This is a genomic window from Klebsiella variicola (assembly GCF_000828055.2).
In the GTDB taxonomy this organism is placed as follows: Bacteria; Pseudomonadota; Gammaproteobacteria; order Enterobacterales; family Enterobacteriaceae; genus Klebsiella; species Klebsiella variicola.
Window position 1 is genome coordinate 609,296 of the sequence record NZ_CP010523.2, and the last position, 23,270, is coordinate 632,565.

The window sequence follows — 23,270 nt, forward strand, 5'->3', positions numbered from 1 at the left end:
ATCAGCGACGCGACAGCAGGACACCCAGCACCAGCCCGACGGCGGCACCAATCCCGACTCCTGTCCACGGATTTTCGCGAACATAATCATCCGCCCGCGCGGCGGTCTCGCGCGTTTGACGCAAAATCGCATCGCTGGTTTCACCCAGGCGGGCACGACTCTCTTTTAGCGCGCTCTCTGCTTTACTACGCAGTTTACCAATCTCTTCTTTCGACTTGTCCGCTGAGGAATTCAGAACTTCCTCCAGGGTATCCGCCAGCGTTTTCAGTTCTGCACGAAGGTCGTCAGTCACATTCTCTTTAGCCATGTCGTTCTCCTGTAGCGTGGTCCGTGTTGCGAAAGTTAACTGTTATTAGTAGTCCCGAGACTCCAGCGTTTTTAACTCCTGTTGCGCTTCATTGAGTTTATGCTGGCGTTTGTTGATTTTGTCCGCATCGCCTTTCTTCCGGGCTTCCTGCAGATCGCGCTGACGTTCAGCGATCTCTTCCCGCTGTTTGGCAATTTTTTGCTGATGATCGGCTTTGAGTTTACTGTCGCTGCAGTTTTCCCGTACCTGACGTAGCGCGGTATTTAGCCCATCAATGCGACTTTGATTATGATGCTTTTCGGCATAGCTGATCTCTCGTTGAATATCCTGCTCTTTTTCCTGGCAGGGAGAGGCTGCTATGGCGCTGGCGCTAAGTGAAGTCAGGGCCAGAAGCAGAGCGATGCGGTGTTTCATGGATAGTACCTTCCATTGTCTGAGGGTATACCCGGAGGATATACCCGTTCCCGATGGTGAACGGGAATGCGTTGATTCCCGCAGGTTTAAGCATAGTAACAAATGCAGGAAACCACCAGACTGCGTAAAAAACGCAGTACGGCGGTAGTTTACCCGAGCCGGTGAGGCGCGTCGCGCAGACGGGATAACCAGGCGGTGGCCGAGTTATCGTCCTCCAGCAGGGCAATAATATAACCATGTGGCAGAGCGCGACCGAGAACCTCTTTCGCCGCCGCGCCCTGGGCGGTGGAGTCGAACTTAATCAGCAGGCCATCTTTTTGCGGCGTAATGCTCTTAAAGCGGATACCGTTGGCGTCGAGATGATGCCAGACGGAGAAGCCGTCCGGCATGCTGACGCCCTGGCCAACCGGACGGATCGCCAGCGTGGCCTCCTGCTGCTGCACTGCCAGCCAGAGCCAGAACAGCGCGCAGAGCACAAGAGAGCCACCCAGCAGCCAGCTCAGCTGGCGCAGGGAGGGGCGTTTAATGACCATCATTAGCCCCGGCTTCTGTATTTTTTCTTCCACAGCACCACCAGCGAGCCGATCAGTCCGAAGACCAGCAGCGCGACCGGAAGGAGCATCAGGCAGGACATCAGCTGATCTTCATACTTGAGGAATACCGGGGTTTTGCCCAGCAGATAGCCCAGCGAGGTCAGGATGAGCACCCACAGCAGGCCGCTCATCCAGTTAAAGAACTGAAAGCGAGCGTTATTGAGGCCTGAAAGGCCGGCAATCGTCGGCAACAGCGTACGCACGAAGGCGATAAAGCGGCCGATCAGCAGCGCGGAGAGCCCATGCTTATGAAACAGGTGATGCGCGCGTTGATGATAGTGAGAGGGCAGATGCGACAGCCAGTTTTGCACGATCCGCGTATTGCCCAGCCAGCGCCCCTGAATGTAGCTCAGCCAGCAGCCGAGGCTGGCGGCGGCGGTAAGCAGCAGCAAGGTTTCCGGAAAGCCCATCGCCCCTTTGGCGATCAGCACGCCCACGAGCACAAGCAGACTATCCCCCGGTAAAAACGCGGCAGGCAGTAACCCGTTCTCAAGGAACAAAATCATAAACAAGACAAAATACAGCATGCCAATCATGGAGGGATTCGCGAGCGTTTCGTAATCCTGAGCCCACAAGGCATTCAATAACTGGGTTAAAAGTTCCATTCACGATTCCTGGTACATCGGTTAACGGCACGTCTGAGCGCGTGGCATGTTGGGCGACAAGATTTTTATGAGATTTTGGTCGCTGCTTAGGCGCTCTGAACGCTTCCCTGTATAAGACTGAAGTAAGTAAACACTTACCCCCAGAACGGCAAAATGCATCTAATTGTAACAAATCAGCTGACTTTACGTCAGAGAAATTGCAAGGTGTTGCTCGTTGATTTTGCTGATTGCGGCGGTGGGAGGCGAGAGGATTTACACAGGCTGACACTATATATGTTTTACTTACTCCAGCCGGCCTGGGGGGCAGGCGCGCAGGGGCCGCGCGCCGTCAGGATAAGCGCTTATTTCGCGCTGTTGGCCGCCGTATCGAGATGAACTACCGGATTATCGGCAAATAAGTAGCGATCGGCATTAAATTCAAAGTCATCGCTGGTTTCGTTAAACAGCATTTGCTTGGTATTTTCCAGATGCTGCCACATCGCCAGCTTGGCGGCGTTGGGATCTTTACGCAGCAGGGCTTTCAGGATCTGATCGTGATCGTCGCACCAGTTATCGACCGTGCGCAGGTCGATATGCTCATGCAGCTTTTTCCAGTACGGGTTATGCACGCGCTGGGTCCACATTTTTTCCACGATCGCCGCCAGCGCACTGTTCTGCGTGGCCAGCGCCACCTGGACGTGGAACTGGAGATCCCACTCGGAGTCGCGGAAACACTTCTCGTTGCGCGCTTTCTCCTGAATCTCCATCAGCTTCATGATGTCCTGTTTGGTCACCTGAGTCGCCGCGAATTCAGCAATATTGCTTTCAATTAGCTGCCGCGCCTGCAGGAGTTCAAAAGGGCCATAGTTGGCGAATTCAAGGCTTTCATCGGCCACCTGCTGGTACTTGGGATGGTTGGAGATGACATGAATACCCGACCCTTTGCGGACTTCGACATACCCTTCCACTTCCAGCATGATAATGGCTTCACGAACCACGGTGCGGCTGACGTTTTTTTCATCGGCGATAAAGCGCTCGGCGGGCAGCTTATCCCCTACAAGGTAGACACCTTGTTCGATGCGCGTCTTCAGCTCAGCGGCAAGCTGCTGATACAGACGGCGTGGTTCAATGATTTCCATATTCGCTCCCGCAAGATGGCGACAATATTCGATTTGTTATACCACTTTTACACGCTTTCCACCACTGGCAGGCATGAAAAAGCCGCCTGAGAAGGCGGCTCGATAAGCGGTCATATCAGCACATGATCTAACTCTGCGTGGCGGGTTTGCGGCTGCTAAGCGGCGTCGAGTCATCGTCAGCCGGTTTGTTTTTCAGCACCGTCCAGATAACCAACGCGCCCAGCAGGTCAAAGACGGCCAGTACCGCAAACAGCGGGCTGAAGCCGATGGTGTCTGCCAGCGCGCCGACAACCAGGGCGAACATGGTGCTCGCCAGCCAGGCGGCCATCCCGGTCAGACCGTTGGCGGTAGCGACTTCGTTACGGCCAAAGACGTCGGAAGAGAGGGTGATCAGCGCCCCGGACAGCGCCTGGTGAGCGAACCCGCCGATGCACAGCAGGGCAATCGCCACGTACGGGCTGGTGAACAGGCCGATCATCCCCGGGCCAATCATCAGCAGGGCGCCCATGGTGACCACCATTTTACGCGACACGATCAGGTTGACGCCAAACCAGCGCTGGAACAGCGGCGGCAGGTAACCGCCCACGATGCAGCCGAGGTCGGCGAACAGCATCGGCATCCAGGCGAACATCGCGATCTCTTTCAGGTTAAAGCCGTAAACCTTAAACATGAACAGCGGGATCCAGGCGTTAAAGGTCCCCCAGGCCGGCTCGGCGAGGAAGCGCGGCAGGGCGATACCCCAGAACTGACGGTTGCGCAGGATCTGCCACGGCGACATTTTCTTCGCGTTATTGGTCTGATGCTGAGACTCCTGACCGCCAATGATGTAGTCGCGTTCTTCGTCAGATAATTTTTTCTGGTCGCGCGGGTGTTTGTAGAAGATAAGCCAGGCGATGGCCCAGGCGAAGCTCAATACCCCGGAGATGATGAACGCCATCTGCCAGCTGTGCATGACAATCGCCCACACCACCAACGGCGGCGCGATCATGGCGCCAATAGAGGAACCGACGTTGAAGTAGCCCACCGCGATAGAGCGCTCTTTTGCCGGGAACCATTCAGAACTGGCTTTCAGCCCGGCAGGGATCATCGCGGCTTCCGCTGCGCCGACTGCGCCGCGAGCCAGCGCCAGGCCGCCCCAGCTGCCTGCCAGCGCGGTTGAGCCGCAGAATATCGCCCAGGCGATAGCAAAGAAGGCATAGCCGATTTTGGTCCCGAGAATATCAAGTACGTAACCCGCGACAGGCTGCATGACGGTGTAGGCAGCGGAATAGGCTGCAATGATATAGGAGTACTGTTGAGTCGAGATGTGTAACTCTTCCATCAGCGTCGGCGCGGCCGCCGCCACGGTGTTACGGGTCAGGTAGCCCAGCACGGTGCCTAGCGTCACCAGCGCAATCATGTACCAACGTAACCCTTTAATTTTACGCATGTAAACCTCATCGTCTGTTATCTTTCCGCATCAGGTGCGGCCTTTCCTGACGGCAATACGCGGTCGGGAAAGCGAAACGGAGGGTTCAGGAGGGGGGATCCCCCTCTGGCCCGAACCTTACCATCAGTTGTTATGTTGAAAGTCGGTGTCCATTCCGTATAAGCCGATGCCATAAACACCGGTAATGCATTCCGTCGGTTTATATGTTGCGACGGCAGAAAGATAACTTGTCATACAACTTTAAAAGTTGAGTGCTGTCACAAAAGTGGGAAAGTTAGTGTGGTCTTTAGCCCTTACCGGGAAAGCCAGAGATGGCGCGCCCTGCCGGGGTATTTTCCAATGAGACGGTCGTTTTTTTATCGACGTTTATTGATCTAACTCACGAAAAACAGCTCGGTCTGTAGAAATTGGTGTGATAACTTTGTCAGCATTGTAGTCAATCATCTGAAAGGCTCCCGCTACGGAGCGAAGAGGACACGCGAATGACACCGTTTATGACTGAAGATTTTCTACTCGATACCGAATTTGCTCGCCGTCTGTACCACGATTACGCCAAAGATCAGCCGATTTTCGACTACCATTGCCACCTTCCGCCGCAGCAGGTTGCCGAAAACTATCGCTTCAAAAATCTGTATGACATCTGGCTGAAAGGCGATCACTACAAATGGCGCGCAATGCGCACTAACGGCGTACCGGAGCGTCTGTGTACCGGTGATGCGTCCGATCGCGAGAAATTTGACGCCTGGGCGGCAACGGTGCCGCACACTATTGGCAACCCGTTATACCACTGGACCCATTTAGAGCTGCGTCGCCCTTTTGGTATTACAGGTAAGCTGTTGTCTCCATCCACCGCCGATGAGATCTGGGACCAGTGCAATGATTTACTGGCTCAGGACGCCTTCTCCGCCCGCGGGATCATGAAGCAGATGAATGTGAAGATGGTCGGTACCACCGACGATCCGATTGATTCTCTCGAGCACCATGCGGTTGTCGCCAAAGATACCTCCTTTGATATCAAAGTGCTGCCGAGCTGGCGCCCGGATAAAGCATTCAACATTGAACAGGCGACCTTTAATGACTACATGGCGAGGCTGGGTGAGGTGTCCGATACCGATATTCGCCGTTTTGCGGACCTGCAAAGCGCTCTGACCAAACGTCTGGACCACTTTGCCGCACACGGCTGCAAGGTCTCCGACCACGCGCTGGACGTGGTGCTGTTTGCGGAAGCGACCGACGCCGAGCTGGACGCCATTCTGGCGCGCCGTCTGGCTGGCGAGCCCCTCAGCGAACACGAAGTGGCGCAGTTCAAAACCGCGGTGCTGGTGTTCCTCGGCGCAGAATATGCCCGTCGCGGTTGGGTACAGCAGTACCATATCGGTGCGCTGCGTAACAACAACCTGCGTCAGTTCAAACTGTTAGGCCCGGATGTGGGCTTCGATTCGATCAACGATCGCCCGATGGCGGAAGAGCTGTCTAAGCTGCTGAGCAAGCAGAACGAAGAAAACCTGCTGCCGAAAACCATTCTCTACTGCCTGAACCCGCGCGATAACGAAGTGCTGGGCACCATGATCGGTAACTTCCAGGGTGAAGGCATGCCAGGCAAGATGCAGTTCGGCTCCGGCTGGTGGTTCAACGATCAGAAAGACGGCATGGAGCGGCAGATGACCCAGCTGGCGCAGCTCGGCCTGCTGAGCCGCTTCGTCGGGATGCTGACCGACAGCCGCAGCTTCCTCTCCTACACGCGCCACGAATACTTCCGCCGCATTCTGTGCCAGATGATCGGCCGCTGGGTGGCTGCCGGCGAAGCGCCTGCGGATATCGCGCTGCTGGGCGAGATGGTGAAAAACATTTGCTTTAACAATGCGCGTGACTATTTCGCCATTGAACTGAACTAAGGCCAGAGGTCGGTTGATATGCAATACATTAAAATCCATTCGCAGGATAACGTCGCGGTCGCGCTGGCGGATATCGCTGCCGGTAGTGTGGTGACGATTGATAAGGATTCGGTCACCCTCGGCCAGGATATCGTTCGCGGCCACAAGTTTGCACTGCGCGCTATCGCGAAAGGGGAAAACGTCGTTAAGTACGGGTTGCCGATTGGCCATGCGCTGGCGGATATCGCGCCGGGCGAGCATGTTCATGCGCACAATACGCGCACCAATCTCAGCGACCTTGACGCGTATCGCTATCAACCGGACCGGGTTGCCCAACCGCCACAGCCTGCGGATCGCGAAGTGCAGATTTATCGTCGCGCCAACGGTGACGTCGGCGTGCGCAATGAGCTGTGGATCCTGCCGACCGTCGGCTGCGTCAACGCGATGGCCAGACAAATGCAGAACCGTTTCCTGAAAGAGACGTATGGCGCTGAGGATATCGATGGGGTGCATCTCTTCAGCCACACCTATGGCTGCTCGCAGCTTGGGGATGACCACATCAACACTCGCACCATGCTGCAAAATATGGTTCGTCACCCGAACGCCGGGGCGGTACTGGTGGTTGGCCTTGGCTGTGAAAACAACCAGGTGGATGCCTTTCGCGAAACGCTGGGCGAGTTTGACCCGCAGCGTGTGCACTTTATGGTTTGCCAGCACCAGGACGATGAAGTGGAAGCGGGGGTTGCGCATCTGCATCAGCTGTATGAAGTGATGCGTCAGGATAAACGCCAGCCGGGTAAATTGAGCGAGCTGAAGTTTGGTCTCGAGTGCGGGGGATCGGACGGCCTGTCGGGCATTACCGCTAACCCGATGCTGGGCCGCTTCTCAGACTATGTGATCGCCAACGGCGGCACCACCGTGCTGACCGAAGTGCCGGAGATGTTCGGTGCTGAACAGCTGCTGATGAGTCACTGCCGTGACGAAGCGACCTTCGACAAGCTGGTGACCATGGTCAATGACTTTAAGCAGTACTTTATCGCACACGACCAGCCTATTTACGAAAACCCTTCCCCGGGTAACAAAGCCGGGGGGATCACCACCCTGGAAGATAAGTCGCTGGGCTGTACTCAGAAAGCGGGTTCCAGCCAGGTGGTGGATGTCCTGCGCTACGGCGAGCGCCTGAAGGTTCATGGTCTGAATTTGCTGAGCGCGCCGGGCAACGACGCGGTCGCCACCAGCGCGCTGGCCGGCGCCGGCTGTCATATGGTGTTGTTTAGCACCGGACGCGGCACGCCGTACGGCGGCTTTGTGCCGACGGTGAAGATCGCCACCAACAGCGAACTGGCGGCGAAGAAAAAGCACTGGATCGACTTTGATGCCGGGCAGCTGATCCATGGCAAAGCGATGCCGCAGCTGCTGGAGGAGTTTGTGGATGCCATTGTGGCTTTCGCTAACGGTAAACCGACCTGTAATGAACAGAATGACTTCCGCGAACTGGCCATCTTTAAAAGCGGTGTTACCCTGTAAAGGTGTATTCACATTGGCGCCCAGGGGCGTAGAACGTGTATCGGCCTGATAGCGTAACGCCATCGGGCTCGTAACAGCGGCGTTTCAGCCAGTGAAGCGCCGTTTGTTTTTTTCAGTCAGGGAGCTTTCATGACCGCGTATTGGCTGGCCCAGGGGGTCGGCGTCATCGCCTTTCTTATCGGCATTACCACCTTTATCAACCGCGATGAACGCCGTTTCAGGCTACAGCTGGCGGTCTATAGCGCTATTATCGGCGTTCATTTTTTCCTGATGGGCGCCGGGTCGGCCGGAATGAGCGCCGGGCTCAATGCGCTACGTACGGTCATTTCCTTACGCACCCGTAGCCTGTGGGTGATGACCGTCTTTATCCTCCTGACGCTGATCCTCGGCCTGGGCAAACTGCAGCATGCCATGGAGCTGCTGCCGATCATTGGCACCGTCGCCAGCACCTGGGCGCTGTTTCGTTGCAAAGGGCTGACCGTCCGCTGCGTGATGTGGTGCTCCACCGCCTGCTGGGTCACGCATAATCTGTGGTTGGGTTCGATTGGTGGGACGCTGATTGAAGGCAGTTTTCTGATCGTCAACGGGCTGAATATCATTCGCTTCCGCCGGATGCAAAAGCGCGGTATCGATCCGTTTAAGGTTGAAAACGCAGTCCAGGAAGAGAGCCCCTCCGCCCGATAGCGGAGGGGAAAGGCATTAGCTGCGCAGGGCGTTTTTCGCCAGCTGGTCATCTTCTGCTATGCAGGCCGCGGCGGTAAACAGGGCGTCGGTTGAGGAGTTGAGCGCCGTTTCGCAGGAATCCTGCAGCACGCCGATAATAAAGCCGACGGCAACCACCTGCATCGCCACATCGTTCGGGATCCCAAACATATTACAGGCCAGCGGGATCAGCAGCAGCGAACCGCCCGCCACGCCGGAGGCGCCGCAGGCGCACAGCGAAGCGACCACGCTCAGCAGCAGCGCCGTCGGCAGATCCACCGGAATATTCAGCGTATGCACCGCCGCCAGCGTCAGCACGGTGATCGTGATCGCCGCGCCCGCCATATTGATGGTCGCCCCCAGTGGAATGGAGACCGAATAGGTATCGCGATCCAGATTCAGCTTTTCACACAGCGCCATATTCACCGGAATATTGGCGGCGGAGCTGCGGGTGAAGAACGCGTAGACGCCGCTTTCGCGCAGGCAGGTCAGCACCAGCGGATAGGGGTTACGGCGGATTTTCCAGAACACCAGCAGCGGGTTAATCACCAGCGCTACCAGCAGCATACAGCCGACCAGCACCAGCAGTAGCTGGGCGTAGCCCCACAGGGTCTCGAAACCGGTGGTCGCCAGGGTGGAAGAGACCAGACCGAAGATCCCCAGCGGTGCAAAACGGATCACCACTTTGACGATGAAGGTCACCGCATGGGAGACATCGTTGATCAGGTTTTTGGTGGTGTCGTTACCGTGACGCAGGGCGAAGCCCAGCCCCACCGCCCACACCAGAATGCCGATATAGTTGGCGTTCAGCAGGGCGTCGATCGGGTTAGATACCATGCTCATCAGCAGGCCGCGCAGCACTTCGACAATCCCCGACGGCGGCGTGATGCTGTCGGCGGCGGTGGTTAAATGCAGAGTCGACGGAAAGACAAAACTAAACAACACCGCGGTCAGCGCCGCGCTGAAGGTGCCCAGCAGATAGAGAAACAGAATGGGGCGAATACTGGTTTTTTGTCCGTGCTGATGGTTAGCGATGGAGGCCATCACCAGCATCAATACCAGCACCGGCGCCACCGCCTTTAACGCGCCGACGAACAGGGTCCCCAGCAGGCCAACAGCGATAGCCGCTGGCTTAGAGACCAGCGCCAGCAGCACGCCAAGCACCAGACCGATTAAAATTTGTTTCACCAGGCTGCCTTGCGCCAGGCGTGAGATCCACCCCGATGGGGGAGTGCGTGTGGTCATAATTCATTCCTTCCAGTGATGTAGCAAGCCATCCCAGCCACGTATTATTTGTTACGTTTATGTCAGGATGTAAGTAGATGTTTGCATAGTCGAGTATACGGAAAGAATGGCGGGCTGGAAGCGTAAAATGCTGTGATTTTAATCTGGATCTTATTTTTTAACTATGTAGTAACATAACTGTGACATGAGCAGAGATTGCCGTCGGCGATGGCCGACGGCGCGTTGTGCAGATTACTCAGGCAGTTTGCGCTGCTTGTCGTGTTGCTTGTTGACCCAGGCGTTAATCAGCAGCGTGACGGCCAGGATGCCTCCTACTACGCCCAGCGAGATGGCGACCGGGATATGGTAGAAGTCGACGATCAGCATCTTCACGCCAATAAACACCAGGATCACCGACAGACCGTATTTGAGCATCGAGAAGCGCTCGGCGACCCCCGCCAGCAGGAAGTACATCGCGCGCAGGCCGAGAATGGCGAACAGGTTTGAGGTCAGGACGATAAACGGATCGGTGGTGACCGCGAAGATCGCCGGGATACTGTCGACGGCGAAAATCACATCGCTCAGTTCCACCAGGATCAGCACCAGCAGCAGCGGCGTGGCGAACAGCACCCCGTTTTTACGGGTGAAGAAGCGCTCGCTCTCGATTTTATCCGTCATTCGCAGATGGCTGCGGATCCAGCGCACCAGTGGTTTATCGCCGATGCCGGAGTCATCTTCTTTCGCCAGCGCCATCTTCACGCCGGTAAACAGCAGGAAGGCGCCGAAGACGTACAGCAGCCAGTCAAACTGGGAAATCAGCCAGCTGCCGGCGAAGATCATGATGGTACGCAGAACAATCGCGCCCAGCACGCCATACACCAGTACCCGGCGCTGCAGAGCAGGCGGTACGGCGAAATAGCTGAACAGCATCAACCAGACGAAGACGTTATCGACCGCCAGCGCTTTCTCAATCAGATAACCGGTGAGGAAGGCTAAGGCCTGCGGGTCAGCGACGGCCCGGCCCTGGGTTTGTACCAGATACCACCAGAAGGCGGCGTTGAACAGCAGAGAAAGCGTGACCCAAAGGATTGACCAGCCCGCGGCCTGCTTCATGGTCATGCTATGCGAACCGCGTCGTCCCTGAAGCAGCAGGTCGATTGCCAACATGATCGCGACGACGACAGCGAATCCACCCCATAGCAACGGCGTGCCGACAGTATTCATTTGATATTCCTTACATAAAAACAAAACGGCTGACGTCGGAAGACGGCAGCCGCTGCGCTTTTATGCATAGACCTCGCCTTCCGGCAAGGTCTCACTTACAACAACCAAAGTACATCGCGATGGGCTTTGGTTATTGCCCGGCGACCGGATGCGGTATTGCACGCATCGTAATGACGATCAACCGGCAAGGAAGTTACTCCCCTTTGCACGTAACAAAATATGTCACAGGGCGGTTTTCGTCAATGGCGGCCGGTCCGGCCTTTACACTCTTTTACGCCAGCGGCTGCGTATCGGCCGGGAAGATCACTCCGGTCTGGCGACGAATTTCGCTCGACAGTTTTGCCGTAATACGGCTCACGGTCAGACCCGGGTGATTGACATCCTGTGTCTCCACCAGGCGCGCAAAGGTCTCCGCCTCATACAGCATAGTATTAATGTGCTGGGGCTGCGTCAGGTCCTGGGCTTTGCCGCCGCGCGGCACAAACGCCAGCTTCTGGCATTCGGAGATTTTTTCGATCACTAATGTGCCGTCTTCGCCCTGGATTTCACTGGGGATCGCGGAATCGCTAACTTTGGAGTGATGCAGCGTCACGTCGAAGTCGCCATAGCTCAGCACCACGGTGCCCTGGGCGTCTACGCCGCTGTCCAGCAGGCTGGCGGTGGCAAGAACGGCCCGCGGTTCGCCCCATAACGCCACAGCGGACGCCAGGCAATAGAAGCCGATATCCATAATCGAACCGTTAGAGAACGCCGGGTTAAAGGTGTTGGGGTTTTCGCCGTCAAGGTAGCGCTGATAGCGCGAGGAGTACTGACAGTAGTTGATGAAGGCTTTGCGCAGTTTGCCCGCTTTAGGAAGCGTCTCTTTCAGTAGCAGAAAGTTAGGCAGACTGGCGGTTTTAAAGGCTTCAAACAGCACAACGTTATTTTCTTTCGCCAGCGCTATCGCCGCCTCGACTTCCTGCAGGTTCGATGCCAGCGGCTTTTCGCAAATGACGTGCTTTTTGTGGCTCAGGAACAGCCGGGTCTGCGGGAAGTGCAGCGAGTTCGGGCTGGCAATATAGACCGCGTCAACGTCAGGGCTCTGTGCCAGTTCATCGAGCGAGGTAAACAGATGCTCGACCGGATAGTCATTGGCGAAGGCTTGCGCCTGTTCGAGGCTGCGGGAGTAGATGGCGGTAAGTTTATATTTGCCGGTTTCATGGGCGGCATCGACAAACTGCTTGGTGATCCAGTTTGTGCCAACAACTGCGAAACGTATCATAAACGTTGACGAACTCCATTAAAGGGAACCTGTCGTCACTCTATCATGCCATCATGACAAAACCAGTGCGTCACTACGCAGAACGATTTAACGAAAGGTGCGTCAGCCACAGGCGGGTATCGAATTCCAGTTGATGGTACTGTGGCTCCATATGGCAGCACAGTTGATAAAAGGCTTTGTTGTGATCTTTCTCTTTCAAATGCGCCAGTTCATGGACCACGATCATCCGCAGAAAGGCCTCCGGCGCGTCGCGAAACACCGTCGCCACGCGAATTTCCGCTTTGGCTTTCAGCTTACCGCCCTGAACGCGGGAAATCGCGGTATGCAGGCCGAGCGCATTGTTCAGCACGTGGATTTTACTGTCGTACATCACTTTGTTGATCGGCGCCGCCCCGCGCAGAAAGCGGGCCTTCAGATCCTGGGTGTACTGATACAGCGCTTTATCGCTGTTAACGTCATGCCCCTGCGGATAACGCTTTTGCAGCACCTCGCCGAGGCGGTCTTGCTCGATTAAAGCCGTGACCTGCGACAACAGCGATTCAGGATAGCCATGGAGATAAGGTAATGTGCTCATGTAGCCCGTTTGCGTAATTAAGCGACAACAGCCGGGGATTCTAGCACCCTGTGCGGACAGGATGCCAGAAAGGCATCGTTACTCGATTATCGCGTCTTCATCCGCCCGGTAGCAGAAGAAATCAAACAGCGCCTCTTTGCGATGCAGCATACTATCCACGCAGGCCATGCCGACAAACGCCCCGGTAAACTCGCCGTAGCGGCTGTATTCATCGGAGAAATGCGATGTGTCGTAGACCGCTCCGATGGGGTGATAGTGCTCACCGTCGACAGACCATGAACACTGTACCTCTCGGCCATTAATAGCAATCGCGAGATAGATTTCTCCCTCGGCAAGGCGAATTTTCTGTGGATCGTCGTGACGCTCACCGTTATCCATGTAGATAATAGCCAGTTGCGCCGCGCCAGAGGTTTCATCCCAGGTTTTATGTAAAAACAGATAGTTCATGTTGTCGTAATAGAGCACCAGTCCAGCGCTGTGCTGATAAATCTCCGGGTTAAAATCCATCTTCGTACTGATGTTGGCGTATACCGAGGTCAGCTTTTTCGCCAGCAGACTGACTTTATTGAGCGAGCTCAGCGACTCCTGACCGCGTAGAGCAAGATAGCCTGCTTTACGCGTCAGGCAGGTAAAACGCTGGAAATGGATCCTCGGCGCATAAAACGCGTTATCCACCCTTGGCTCATCAAAATCATCAAGGTCCGCTTTTGGTGGAAACGGGTGCGGCGGCAGACGGGATCCTTCTACCTGATGCTGTGCGAGATGACCCCCAGCGGCCAGGCGCAGCCAGCCATCCTCGCTCCATTCCATCCTTTGGAGCGCCGTTTCGCGACCCAGCGGGCAGCGTAGCTCCTGGCGAAACGGACGACTGCAAAGGTGGGTTAGCCAGACTTCACCCGTTGGGGTCTCGACATAGCTACCGTGCCCGGCCTTTTGCAGGTAGGTTTCCGGATTGAAATAGTGGGGCTTGAGATGGCCTGTATCTTTGCGTTCGTTAAAATTCTCTGGCCAGGATGTGACGATTGGATTGAGCGGATCGCCTTGATAGGGGCCAGCGACCTCGGTGGCGCGGGCCATGGTGACAGAATGCCCGTAACCGGTGCCGCCTTCGGCGACCATCAGGTAGTAATAGTCGCCGCGTCTCGTCAGATGCGGCGCTTCAATGCAGCCGCGGTCGGTACCGCCGTGCCAGATGCGCTGCGGGTAGCCGATGACGCTGTGCGTCTGCGGCGAATATTCCACCAGGCAGATCGCTCCCGGTTTTTCATAGCCTTCGCGAGTTTCCCACTCCAGTGAGACGATCCATTTTCTGCCATCGTGGTCGTGCAAAATTGAGGCATCGAATCCAGCTGAATGGAGATAAACGGGGGCGCTCCACGGGCCAGTGATCTCCTCGGCGGTAATAAGATAATTATCAACGTCAAAATAACGGGAGTTCATTGAATTCATAACGCCATAAATGACATAAAACAGCTTTTCTTCTTCGCACCAGGTCAGGCTTGGGGCCCAAATACCTTTGGCAGAAGGCAGTTTTTTTAAGTCTGGGTTATTATCATCGGTAAGCACATGGGTGAGCAATTGCCAATGTTTAAGATCCCTTGAATGATAAACCGGTAGTCCGGGAAACCATTCAAATGATGATACCGCCACATAATAATCATCGCCGCGGCGGCATATACAGGGGTCAGGATTAAAACCTCTAAAGACAGGATTCTGAATCATCGTATTTATCCTTAATGCTCAAAATATAGCAATAATTTTAAGTGGAGGATGACTCAGGAGATATATAGACTGTTTCTATTTATATAATAAACGTCCACTTATCTGGTGATGCTGCTCACAAAAAACGATTTATTTCTCCGCCCGACTGCCTACGGCATCGGTGCTTCTGATTTTGTGGCGGAAAGATTGCGGAGTATCGTTCATCATCTCTTTAAACTTGAGGCAGAAGTAGGCGCTGTCAGTGAAGCCGGCACTTTGCGAGATATCGCTGATCTTCAGGTCGGTGTTTGTCAGCAGATTGACAGCGATATTGAGTTTGCGCAGCAGCATGAATTTCTTAAAGCTGATGCCAAAGGCGGATTTAAAGGTGCGGGAAAACCAGGATTTTGACCACTGACAGCGTCGGGCGGCTTCCTCTGTTGTCATTTCAAAATTTTCATTGGCATTAATGACTTGTAGTAGTTCGATAAGTTCGCTCAGGTAGCGATGATGGGTTCGTTCGGTAACAGGAACGGAATCTTTAAGGCGATTAAAAGCATGCAGTAGTACGCTTTGCATCAGGGAACGGAACAGCGAATCAGAGAAGTCGCTGAACTCACTGCACCAGCTCAGCAGCAGCTCAAGGCGCTCAGCCTCCTCGCCGGAAAGATAAACTACCGCGCCGCAGTGGGCCGCAGGTAGCGACAGATCATATCCTTCCAGCCACTCTTTTTCGAATTGCATAAGATAACGCTTGTGGCTGGCAGCGGGCGGTAGCGTCATTTCATGAATGAGTAGGGCAGGGACATATACCAGCGTGTTGTTTTTAATGGTAAATTTTTCGTCGCCAATGGAATAGCTTCCCCCTGATTCTCTGAACCACATCAGTTCGTCCATCATATGGAAATGTGGAACTACATTTATCCCATTGAAATCATTTATGTTATCTGCTCGCAGCGTAAAGAGTTCACCTGCGCCAACGGGGATCTTTTCGAAAACGGGAGATTCGTCACTCATCGGGTACACTCTTCTTATATTTAACAGGATAATTTATACATAACCGGATTGCCCTTAGCAATAACGTATGCCTATCAAATCTACCAGTGCTCTTATTGCGGAGGCGCGATGAATACTGCTCGTATTAGTATCAAAGAAAAATTCAGCTATGGCTTAGGCGACACCGGTTGTAATTTAGTATGGCAAACAGTGATGCTGTTCATGGCCTGGTTTTATACCGACGTATTTGGTTTAAGCCCCGCGCATATGGGAACCATGTTTTTAGCCGTCAGAGTATTAGATGCGGTGACTGATGTATTAATGGGGGCGGTGGCTGATAGAACCCGCACTAAATATGGTCAATTCCGGCCCTATATTTTATGGTTTGCCATTCCGTTTGGCGTATTGTGCTGCTTAACGTTTTATACCCCGGATTTAGGTTATAGCGGTAAGTTAATTTATGCTTATGTTTCTTATACTTTATTATCGTTAGTGTATACCGCTATTAACGTCCCGTACTGCGCGATGATTAATAATATTTCCAATGACTCCCGCGAGCGAGTATCGCTGCAGTCGTGGCGGTTTGCGCTAAGTACCTTAGGCGGCCTGATTGTGTCGCTGACTGCGCTACCGTTGGTAGCCTGGCTGGGGAAAGGCAATCTGCAAAACGGGTATTTCTACACCATGATGGTGATGGGCGCCTTGAGCATCGTGCTGTTCTTTATCTGTTTTGGCCTGACTAAAGAGCGCTACTCTACAGACATTACGGCCAATAATCAGAGCAGCATCCTTGATGACCTGAAAACCCTGCTGGCGAACAAAGACTGGCGCATTTTATTTACGCTGAACGTGGTGAACCTGATCGCCGTGCTGTTCAAAGGCGGTACCACGCTCTACTACGTCAATAACATTATGGGGCGCGCGGATCTTGGCAGCTTGTTGCTGACCACCACGCTGGCTTCCGGAGTGGTGGGAGCCATGCTGTCGCCGTTCATATTTAAGAACATCGATAAAGTGAAGGGCTTCAAGCTGTCAATGGCGCTGGAGGCGGTGCTGTTAATCGCGATGTATTTCGTCCCGGCGGGCAACGTCGCCGCCATCTTCACGTTGGTGATAATCATCAATATCATTCAGCTGGCGGCAACACCGCTACAGTGGAGCATGCTCTCAGATATCATTGATGCGGAAGAAAAGCGCAGCGGCAAGAAGCTCAGCGGAATTGTCTTCTCAACCAACCTGTTTGCAATCAAATTAGGGATTGCCATCGGCGGCGCGCTGGTGGGTTATCTGCTGGCGTGGGGGGACTACGTCGGCGGCGCCGCGCAGCAATCGGCTTCAGCGCTGCAGATGATTAAATTGTTGTTCACTCTCTTCCCGGGTGTGCTGGTGGCGCTGTTGATAGTGATAATGAATCGCTACAGTCTGGATGATAAACGTCTGTCGCATATGGCGCAGGAAAGCGGGAGATAATCGACCGATCTCTATTCAACTGGGCGAAGTTTGCGTATAAACTCGCGGGTTTTAGTATTCCGGAGGCGGAGAGGCGATGAGCCAGGCAGAGTTAAACGGTGAGTTATTCACATTAGAGCGGTTCCCACCTAACGCTGAAGAAGAAGCGCTACAGGCATGGGAAGCGGCGGATGAATATCTGCTGCAACAGGTGAATGACGTCGACGGCCTGACGCTCATCTTCAACGACGGCTTCGGCGCGCTCGCCTGCGCGCTGGCGGCGCGCAACCCGGTCAGCATCAACGACTCCTTTATTTCCGAGCTGGCGACCCGCCACAACCTGCGGATGAACGGTATCGATGAAGAGAGCGTGCGCTTTCAGGATAGCCTGAGCCCGCTACCGGCTGCGCCGGCGCTGGTGCTGATTAAGGTGCCAAAACAGCTGGCGCTACTGGAACAGCAGCTGCGCGCCCTGCGCGAAGTGGTCACGCCGGAAACCCGCATTATCGCCGCGGCGAAAGCCCGTGATGTGCACAACTCGACGCTGGCGCTGTTTGAAAAAATCCTCGGCACCACCACCACCTCGCTGGCGTGGAAAAAAGCGCGTCTGATCCACTGCGTTTTCACCGCCCCCAAGCTTGCCGATGCGCCGCAAACCTACAGCTGGAAGCTGGACGGCACGCCGTGGACCATCCATAACCACGCCAACGTTTTTGCCCGCAGCGGACTGGATATCGGCGCGCGTTTCTTCCTGCAGCATTTACCGTCTGATCTAGAAGGCGAGATCGCCGATCTCGGCTGCGGCAATGGGGTGATTGGCCTGCAGGCGCTGGCGCAAAACCCAAACGCCAGCGTGATGTTCACCGATGAGTCGCACATGGCGGTGGCTTCCAGCCGGTTGAACGTCGAGCGCAACCTGCCGGACGATATCGCACGTTGTGAATTTATGGTCAATAACTCGCTCTCCGGCATTGAGCCGGATCGCTTTACGGCGATCCTGTGTAATCCGCCGTTCCATCAGCAGCACGCGATTACCGACCATATTGCCTGGCAGATGTTTAACGATGCCCGCCGCAGCCTGAAATATGGCGGCGAGCTGTACGTCGTCGGCAACCGCCACCTCGATTACTTCCGTAAGCTGAAGCGCGCTTTTGGTAATTGCACGACGATTGCGACGAACAATAAGTTTGTCATTTTGAAAGCAACGAAGGTGCGTAAGCAGCGCTGATTCCTTTTGTTGTTTCCCCCCGGCTTGCGGCTGTCGCCTTAGCCGGGCTACCGACTGTCGCCTTAGCCGGGCTACCGTCCGGGATTATCGTGGTAGCCCGGGGAAGGCGCATCGCGCCGCCCCCGGGACACGGCTAAATCGCCAGCGCCAGTTTTGTGCCCTGGGCAATCGCCCGACGCGCATCCAGCTCCGCCGCCACGTCGCAACCGCCGATGAGATGCACCGTTTTCCCCGCCGCGCGCAGCGGATCCGCCAGCTCGCGGCGCGGTTCCTGACCGGCGCAGATCACCACCTGATCGACCGCCAACAGCTGGCGCTCGCCGCCGATAGTGACATGTAACCCTTCATCATCGATCTTTTCATAGCTGACCGCCGGGATCATTTTCACGCCGCGCGCCAGCAGCGTCGCGCGGTGGATCCAGCCGGTGGTTTTGCCGAGCCCTTCGCCCGGTTTGCTGGCTTTGCGCTGCAGCATCACAATCTGTCGCGGGCTTTTACTCAGTTGCGGGCCTTCAGGATGCAGCCCTCCCGCCGTTTGCAGGCTGGTATCGATACCCCATTCGCGGCAGAACTCGCCGATATCCTGGCTGGTGGCCACGCCCGACTGGCTTAAATACATCGCGGTGTCGAAGCCGATGCCGCCGCAGCCGATAATCGCCACCTTCGCGCCAACCGGCGCTTTATCACGCAAGACATTAAGGTAGCTCAGCACTTTGGGATGATCGATCCCGTCGATCGCCGGCAGGCGCGGGGCGATACCGGTGGCGAGGATCGTCTCATCGAACGCCAGCAGATCGTCTGTCGTGACGCGGGTGTTCAGGCGTAGATCGACACCATGAAGATCGAGCATGGTGCGGTAGTAACGCAACGTCTCGTGAAACTCCTCTTTGCCGGGGATCTGTTTGGCGATATTAAACTGGCCGCCGATCTCCGGGAGCGCATCGAACAACGTGACATGATGACCGCGGGCGGCGGCGTTAACGGAGAAGGCCAGACCGGCCGGCCCGGCGCCGACCACCGCCAGCCGTTTAGGCGCGTTGGCAGGCAGGACCGGCATCAGGGTTTCATGACAGGCGCGCGGGTTGACCAGACAAGAGGTGACTTTGCCGGCGAAGATCCGATCGAGACACGCCTGGTTGCAACCGATGCAGGTATTGATCTCCCTGGCGCGATCGCGCTGCGCTTTCGACATAAATTCGGCGTCGGCGAGAAACGGGCGGGCCATCGATACCATATCGGCATCGCCGCGGGCGAGAATATCCTCCGCGACCTGCGGATCGTTGATGCGGTTGGTGGTGATCAACGGGATCGACACCGCGCCTTTCAGCTTGCGGGTGACCCAACTGAAAGCTCCGCGCGGTACCGGCGTGGCGATGGTCGGAATGCGCGCTTCGTGCCAGCCAATCCCGGTGTTGATAATTGTCGCCCCCGCCGCTTCAATCGCTTTGGCCAGTTCGGTGACTTCCGCCAGCGTGCTGCCGTCGTTGACCAGATCGAGCATCGATAGGCGGTAGATGATAATGAAATCGTGGCCGGCGCGCTGGCGTACCGCCTTAACCACCTCTACGGCGAAACGCATGCGCCTGGCATAATCGCCGCCCCATTGGTCGTCGCGCTGGTTGGTGCGCGCGGCGAGAAATTCGTTAATCAGATAGCCCTCAGAGCCCATCACTTCGACGCCGTCATATCCCGCTTCACGCGCCAGCTGGGCGCAGTGGGCAAAATCATCGATCAGCGTCAGGATCTCATCGTGGCTCAGTTCATGGGGTGTAAAACGGTTAATCGGCGCCTGTAGCGCCGAAGGGGCCACTAGCGCGGGCTGGTAGCTGTAGCGCCCGGTGTGCAGGATCTGCAGGGCGATTTTGCCGCCTTCCTGATGTACCGCGTCGGTAATATGACGATGGTGCGCCAGATGGCTGGCATCGTTGAGTACCGCGCCGCCGGCCATGGTGACGCCAGAGGGCGCCGGAGCGATGCCGCCGGTGACGATCAGCGCCACGCCGTGACGGGCGCGTTCGGCGTAAAAGGCCGCCAGCCGCTGCGCGCCGTCCGGCAGCTCTTCCAGCCCGGTGTGCATTGAGCCCATCAACACGCGGTTTTTGAGCGTTGTGAAGCCCAGCTCAAGCGGGGCGAAAAGCGACGGATAGCGGCTCATAGTGGCTTCCAATGTAAAATTATTGTTATGTGGTCGGATGAGTTACTAATTTAGCCGTCGCGGAGAAAAAGGGAAAAGGGGAGTGCGGTGATTGTGATGGGATTCAAAGAACGGAAATCGTTGTCCCTCACCCCGGCCCTCTCCCAGAGGGAGAGGGGGAAAGGCGGATCGGTACCGGTGGTTAGGGTTACGGGGAAGACGCTACGCGCTGGCGGCGCTCCAGGCCCGGTGCCTGCCACATCGATGTTGTCAGCCCGCTATCGACAAGGCCAAGCTGATCGGCGTACACCGTCTGCCACTTGCTCATCATCTCCTGATACAGCTCGCGATGCTGCGGATTTGGGGTGAACTCGCGGTGCCAGCTCACTAACCCTTCTCCTGTACTGGCCATATCGCCATACAGTCCGGCGCCGGTTCCGGCGGCGATGGCGCAGCCCAGAGCGGTGGCTTCGCGGACCACCGGCACCCGCACCGGCAGGCCGGTGACGTCGCTGAGGATTTGGCTCCACAGCGCGCCTTTAGAGCCGCCGCCGGCAAACACCAGGCTCTCGAATGTCACCCCGGAGAACTGCGAAATCTGCGCCAGGTTGCAGGCGGAGACAATTGCCGCGTTCTCCTCCAGCGCGCGGAACAGGGTCGCTTTATTGCATTTTTCCGGATCGATGGAGAGGTTAATAAACGACGGTGCGGCGTGGTACCACTGCTTAAAGTGCATGGCGTCGGAAAAAATAGGCATCACGCCGTGGGAACCGGCGGGCACGCGGCTGGCCATCTCCTCCAGCAGCGAATAGGCATCAACGCCGAGCCGCTCGGCAATCAGTTTTTCTTCAGCGCAGAAGGCGTCGCGAAACCAGCGCATGGTCAGGCCAGTAAAGAAGCTGATCGATTCCGCCTGCGCCATGCCGGGAATGACATGAGGATTAACACGAATATTCATCTGCGGATCGGTACGCACCTGCGGCAGGTTGACCACCTGCTGCCAGAAAGTGCCGCCGAGTACCGCAGTTTGCCCGGCGCGCACCACCCCAAGGCCCAAGCAGCCGAGCTGGACGTCGCCGCCGCCCATCACTACCGGCGTCCCGGCGCGCAGGCCGCTCTCATGCGACGCCGCTTCGGTGACGGCGCCCAGCAGGGTACCGGTCTCTTTGACCGGCGACAGCATATCGGCGCGCAGCCCGGCCATATCCAGCAACGCCGGACGCCAGTCGCGGCTGAACAGGTCGAGCATGCCGGTGGTGCCGGCGTTTGACGGGTCGACCGCCAGCTCGCCGGAAAGCTTCGCCGCCAGCCAGTCGCTGATCATGGTGATGGTTGCCGCTTTGCGGTAAATATCGGGGCGGTGGTGCGCCAGCCACAGCAGGCGCGGCATGGCGCTAAGCGCCAGGGTTTGTCCCGAGACCTCGTATACCTCGGATTCAAAACGATAGTCGTGGATCTCCTTAAGCTCCGCCACTTCGCGGCTGGCGCGGGCATCGACGTTGGCGCAGGCCCAGATGGCCTCGCCGTTGCGGTCATAGAGGACGATCCCTTCGCGCATCGAACAGCAGGCGACGGATTGAATGTCGGCGGCAGAGAGCCGGGCGGCATCGAGCGCCTGGCGAATGCACTGGCAGGCCAGCTGCCAGTTGGTGGTAAGGTCGAACTCCATCGAGCCGGGGACGTTATCGACGCTCAGGTGTTTCCATTCGGCCTGGCCTACCGCCAGCTGGCGGCCATTAAGATCGAAAATGACCGCCCGAATGCTGCCGGTCCCGGCATCTAACGCTAACAGGTAACTCATGACATGCGCCTCGCTGTTGTCGCGCGGCGCCAGGCCGTCAGGAGGCCAGTGCGAGCACCGCGCGTGCTGTTGTCTCTTCCGTTACCAGGCCATTAATGCGCTTGCCAATCAGAGCGGCATGAATCGCCTGCGCTTTTTGTTCTCCCCCGGCGACGCCGACGATGGTTGGCAGCTGCGCCAGCTCATCCAGGGTTACGCCGAGCAGTTCCCGATGGATCTCCAGTCCTTCTACCGGCCGGCCGTCGGCCTGCAGGAAATAACCTAAAATGTCGCCGACCGCGCCTTTGCGCGCGTACATCAGCTGTTCGCCCTCGCTGATATAGCCGGAGCGTAAAATGGTGGCGTCGCGCCGCTGATCGATGGCGCCAATGCCAACCACCGCCGCGTCCGCCGCCGTCGCCGCCAGCATCACGTCGCGCACGCTCGACTCGCGGCGCAGGATCTCGGCGACCTCCGCCGAAGAGACCCGCAGCGGCGCCGGAATAATGCTGACGCTGCAGGCGGCATCAAGCTGGCCGATGCCGGTCATATAGGGGCCGACGCCGCCGGAGAGGGTCACCAGCCGCACCTGCTGCGAGCCGATAAAGCCGCTGAGATGCTGCAGGCAGCTCATGGTGGCTTCGCCGAAACCGACTGCTAATAATTGCCCCGGTTGCAGAATGCCCATCAGCGACTGCGCCGCGCCGATACCCAGCCGGGTATTCATCGGCGGGGTGTTGAGCGCCGGCAGCACGCGGGCAATCTTGAGGCCAAAACGCTGCTGGAGTTCACTTTCCAGCGCCAGACAGCCCTCATAGCGCGAGTTGATCTGCACGCGGATCACCCCGGACTGGCGGCCTTTCTCCAGCAGGCGAGAAATCTTCAGCCGCGGCAGCCCCAAACGCTCGCCGATGTCATTTTGCGTCAGGCCGTCGTGGTAGTAGCACCACGCCACCCGCGCCACCAGCTCTTCCTCGGCTAACGCCAGCCCGGCGTAGCGGTTCTCTTCCGTAATGCGTTTTTCGCTCATAAATTGAACTCTTATAAAAATTTAGATCATATGTTCGCTATTGCGCGATCGGAAAGTGTGAGCCGACTGGCAAAACGGATCTTTCATCGCTGGCCCATTT

The 23,270-nt window shown here is 56.5% G+C and carries 20 protein-coding genes; 5 read left to right on the forward strand and 15 right to left on the reverse strand.

Annotation, left to right across the window (positions count from 1 at the left end; translation table 11 throughout):
* Position 1: 1 nt before the first annotated feature.
* From SP68_RS02925 to SP68_RS02950, 6 genes are all read right to left on the reverse strand, one after another.
* The gene (locus SP68_RS02925; RefSeq protein WP_008806586.1) at positions 2-307 is read right to left on the reverse strand and encodes an ElaB/YgaM/YqjD family protein; all 306 of its coding nucleotides are present in this window, start codon (positions 305-307) and stop codon (positions 2-4) included.
* 45 nt (positions 308-352) lie between these two features.
* On the reverse strand, positions 353-721 hold the full coding sequence (locus SP68_RS02930) for a DUF1090 domain-containing protein (protein WP_008806585.1): 369 nt from the start codon (positions 719-721) through the stop codon (positions 353-355).
* A 149-nt stretch (positions 722-870) separates the two neighbouring features.
* Positions 871-1,248, reverse strand: coding sequence for an EnvZ/OmpR regulon moderator MzrA (gene mzrA / locus SP68_RS02935; RefSeq protein ID WP_162493301.1), 378 nt, complete (start codon positions 1,246-1,248; stop codon positions 871-873).
* A gap of 8 nt (positions 1,249-1,256) precedes the next feature.
* Positions 1,257-1,919 (reverse strand): DedA family general envelope maintenance protein YqjA, encoded by a 663-nt coding sequence (gene yqjA / locus SP68_RS02940; protein WP_004206121.1) that lies wholly within the window; start codon positions 1,917-1,919, stop codon positions 1,257-1,259.
* Between the two features lie 341 nt (positions 1,920-2,260).
* A complete protein-coding gene (exuR, locus tag SP68_RS02945; protein WP_012967188.1) occupies positions 2,261-3,037 on the reverse strand; it encodes a transcriptional regulator ExuR in 777 nt (258 codons plus the stop codon).
* A 127-nt stretch (positions 3,038-3,164) separates the two neighbouring features.
* The gene (locus SP68_RS02950; protein WP_008806582.1) at positions 3,165-4,466 is read right to left on the reverse strand and encodes an MFS transporter; all 1,302 of its coding nucleotides are present in this window, start codon (positions 4,464-4,466) and stop codon (positions 3,165-3,167) included.
* Between the two features lie 482 nt (positions 4,467-4,948).
* On the opposite strand from SP68_RS02950, the gene uxaC reads away from it, so the two are divergent.
* From uxaC to SP68_RS02965, 3 genes are all read left to right on the forward strand, one after another.
* Positions 4,949-6,361 (forward strand): glucuronate isomerase, encoded by a 1,413-nt coding sequence (gene uxaC, locus SP68_RS02955; RefSeq protein WP_022066321.1) that lies wholly within the window; start codon positions 4,949-4,951, stop codon positions 6,359-6,361.
* Positions 6,362-6,379: 18 nt separating this feature from the next.
* Positions 6,380-7,867 carry a UxaA family hydrolase gene (locus SP68_RS02960; RefSeq protein WP_008806580.1) on the forward strand — a complete coding sequence of 496 codons (1,488 nt, stop codon included), beginning with the start codon at positions 6,380-6,382 and terminating at the stop codon, positions 7,865-7,867.
* Positions 7,868-7,996: 129 nt separating this feature from the next.
* Positions 7,997-8,551: a YgjV family protein gene (locus SP68_RS02965; protein WP_008806579.1), complete on the forward strand. Its 555-nt coding sequence runs from the start codon at positions 7,997-7,999 to the stop codon at positions 8,549-8,551.
* 15 nt (positions 8,552-8,566) lie between these two features.
* On the opposite strand, the gene sstT is transcribed toward SP68_RS02965, so the two are convergent.
* The 6 genes from sstT to SP68_RS02995 all read right to left on the reverse strand — a co-directional run bounded on the left by sstT (position 8,567) and on the right by SP68_RS02995 (position 15,570).
* Positions 8,567-9,814, reverse strand: a complete 1,248-nt coding sequence (sstT, locus tag SP68_RS02970) for a serine/threonine transporter SstT (protein ID WP_012540498.1) — start codon at positions 9,812-9,814, stop codon at positions 8,567-8,569.
* Between the two features lie 231 nt (positions 9,815-10,045).
* The gene (locus SP68_RS02975; protein ID WP_008806577.1) at positions 10,046-11,017 is read right to left on the reverse strand and encodes a TerC family protein; all 972 of its coding nucleotides are present in this window, start codon (positions 11,015-11,017) and stop codon (positions 10,046-10,048) included.
* Positions 11,018-11,288: 271 nt separating this feature from the next.
* Positions 11,289-12,278 (reverse strand): Gfo/Idh/MocA family protein, encoded by a 990-nt coding sequence (locus SP68_RS02980; protein ID WP_012967191.1) that lies wholly within the window; start codon positions 12,276-12,278, stop codon positions 11,289-11,291.
* 73 nt (positions 12,279-12,351) lie between these two features.
* Positions 12,352-12,852 (reverse strand): M48 metallopeptidase family protein, encoded by a 501-nt coding sequence (locus SP68_RS02985; protein ID WP_012540501.1) that lies wholly within the window; start codon positions 12,850-12,852, stop codon positions 12,352-12,354.
* A 78-nt stretch (positions 12,853-12,930) separates the two neighbouring features.
* Positions 12,931-14,574: a glycoside hydrolase family 43 protein gene (locus tag SP68_RS02990; protein ID WP_022066319.1), complete on the reverse strand. Its 1,644-nt coding sequence runs from the start codon at positions 14,572-14,574 to the stop codon at positions 12,931-12,933.
* 129 nt (positions 14,575-14,703) lie between these two features.
* The gene (locus tag SP68_RS02995) at positions 14,704-15,570 is read right to left on the reverse strand and encodes a helix-turn-helix domain-containing protein (RefSeq protein ID WP_012540503.1); all 867 of its coding nucleotides are present in this window, start codon (positions 15,568-15,570) and stop codon (positions 14,704-14,706) included.
* Between the two features lie 108 nt (positions 15,571-15,678).
* On the opposite strand from SP68_RS02995, the gene SP68_RS03000 reads away from it, so the two are divergent.
* Complete coding sequence (locus tag SP68_RS03000; protein ID WP_008806572.1) at positions 15,679-17,019, forward strand: MFS transporter; 1,341 nt, start codon at positions 15,679-15,681, stop codon at positions 17,017-17,019.
* A 76-nt stretch (positions 17,020-17,095) separates the two neighbouring features.
* The gene (gene rlmG / locus SP68_RS03005; protein WP_012967193.1) at positions 17,096-18,226 is read left to right on the forward strand and encodes a 23S rRNA (guanine(1835)-N(2))-methyltransferase RlmG; all 1,131 of its coding nucleotides are present in this window, start codon (positions 17,096-17,098) and stop codon (positions 18,224-18,226) included.
* A gap of 133 nt (positions 18,227-18,359) precedes the next feature.
* Here rlmG and SP68_RS03010 read toward each other — a convergent pair whose 3' ends face one another.
* The 3 genes from SP68_RS03010 to lsrR all read right to left on the reverse strand — a co-directional run bounded on the left by SP68_RS03010 (position 18,360) and on the right by lsrR (position 23,170).
* Complete coding sequence (locus tag SP68_RS03010; RefSeq protein WP_040968899.1) at positions 18,360-20,381, reverse strand: NADPH-dependent 2,4-dienoyl-CoA reductase; 2,022 nt, start codon at positions 20,379-20,381, stop codon at positions 18,360-18,362.
* A gap of 187 nt (positions 20,382-20,568) precedes the next feature.
* The gene (gene lsrK / locus SP68_RS03015; protein ID WP_040968898.1) at positions 20,569-22,161 is read right to left on the reverse strand and encodes an autoinducer-2 kinase; all 1,593 of its coding nucleotides are present in this window, start codon (positions 22,159-22,161) and stop codon (positions 20,569-20,571) included.
* 37 nt (positions 22,162-22,198) lie between these two features.
* Positions 22,199-23,170, reverse strand: a complete 972-nt coding sequence (lsrR, locus tag SP68_RS03020) for a transcriptional regulator LsrR (RefSeq protein ID WP_004174223.1) — start codon at positions 23,168-23,170, stop codon at positions 22,199-22,201.
* Positions 23,171-23,270: the final 100 nt, after the last annotated feature.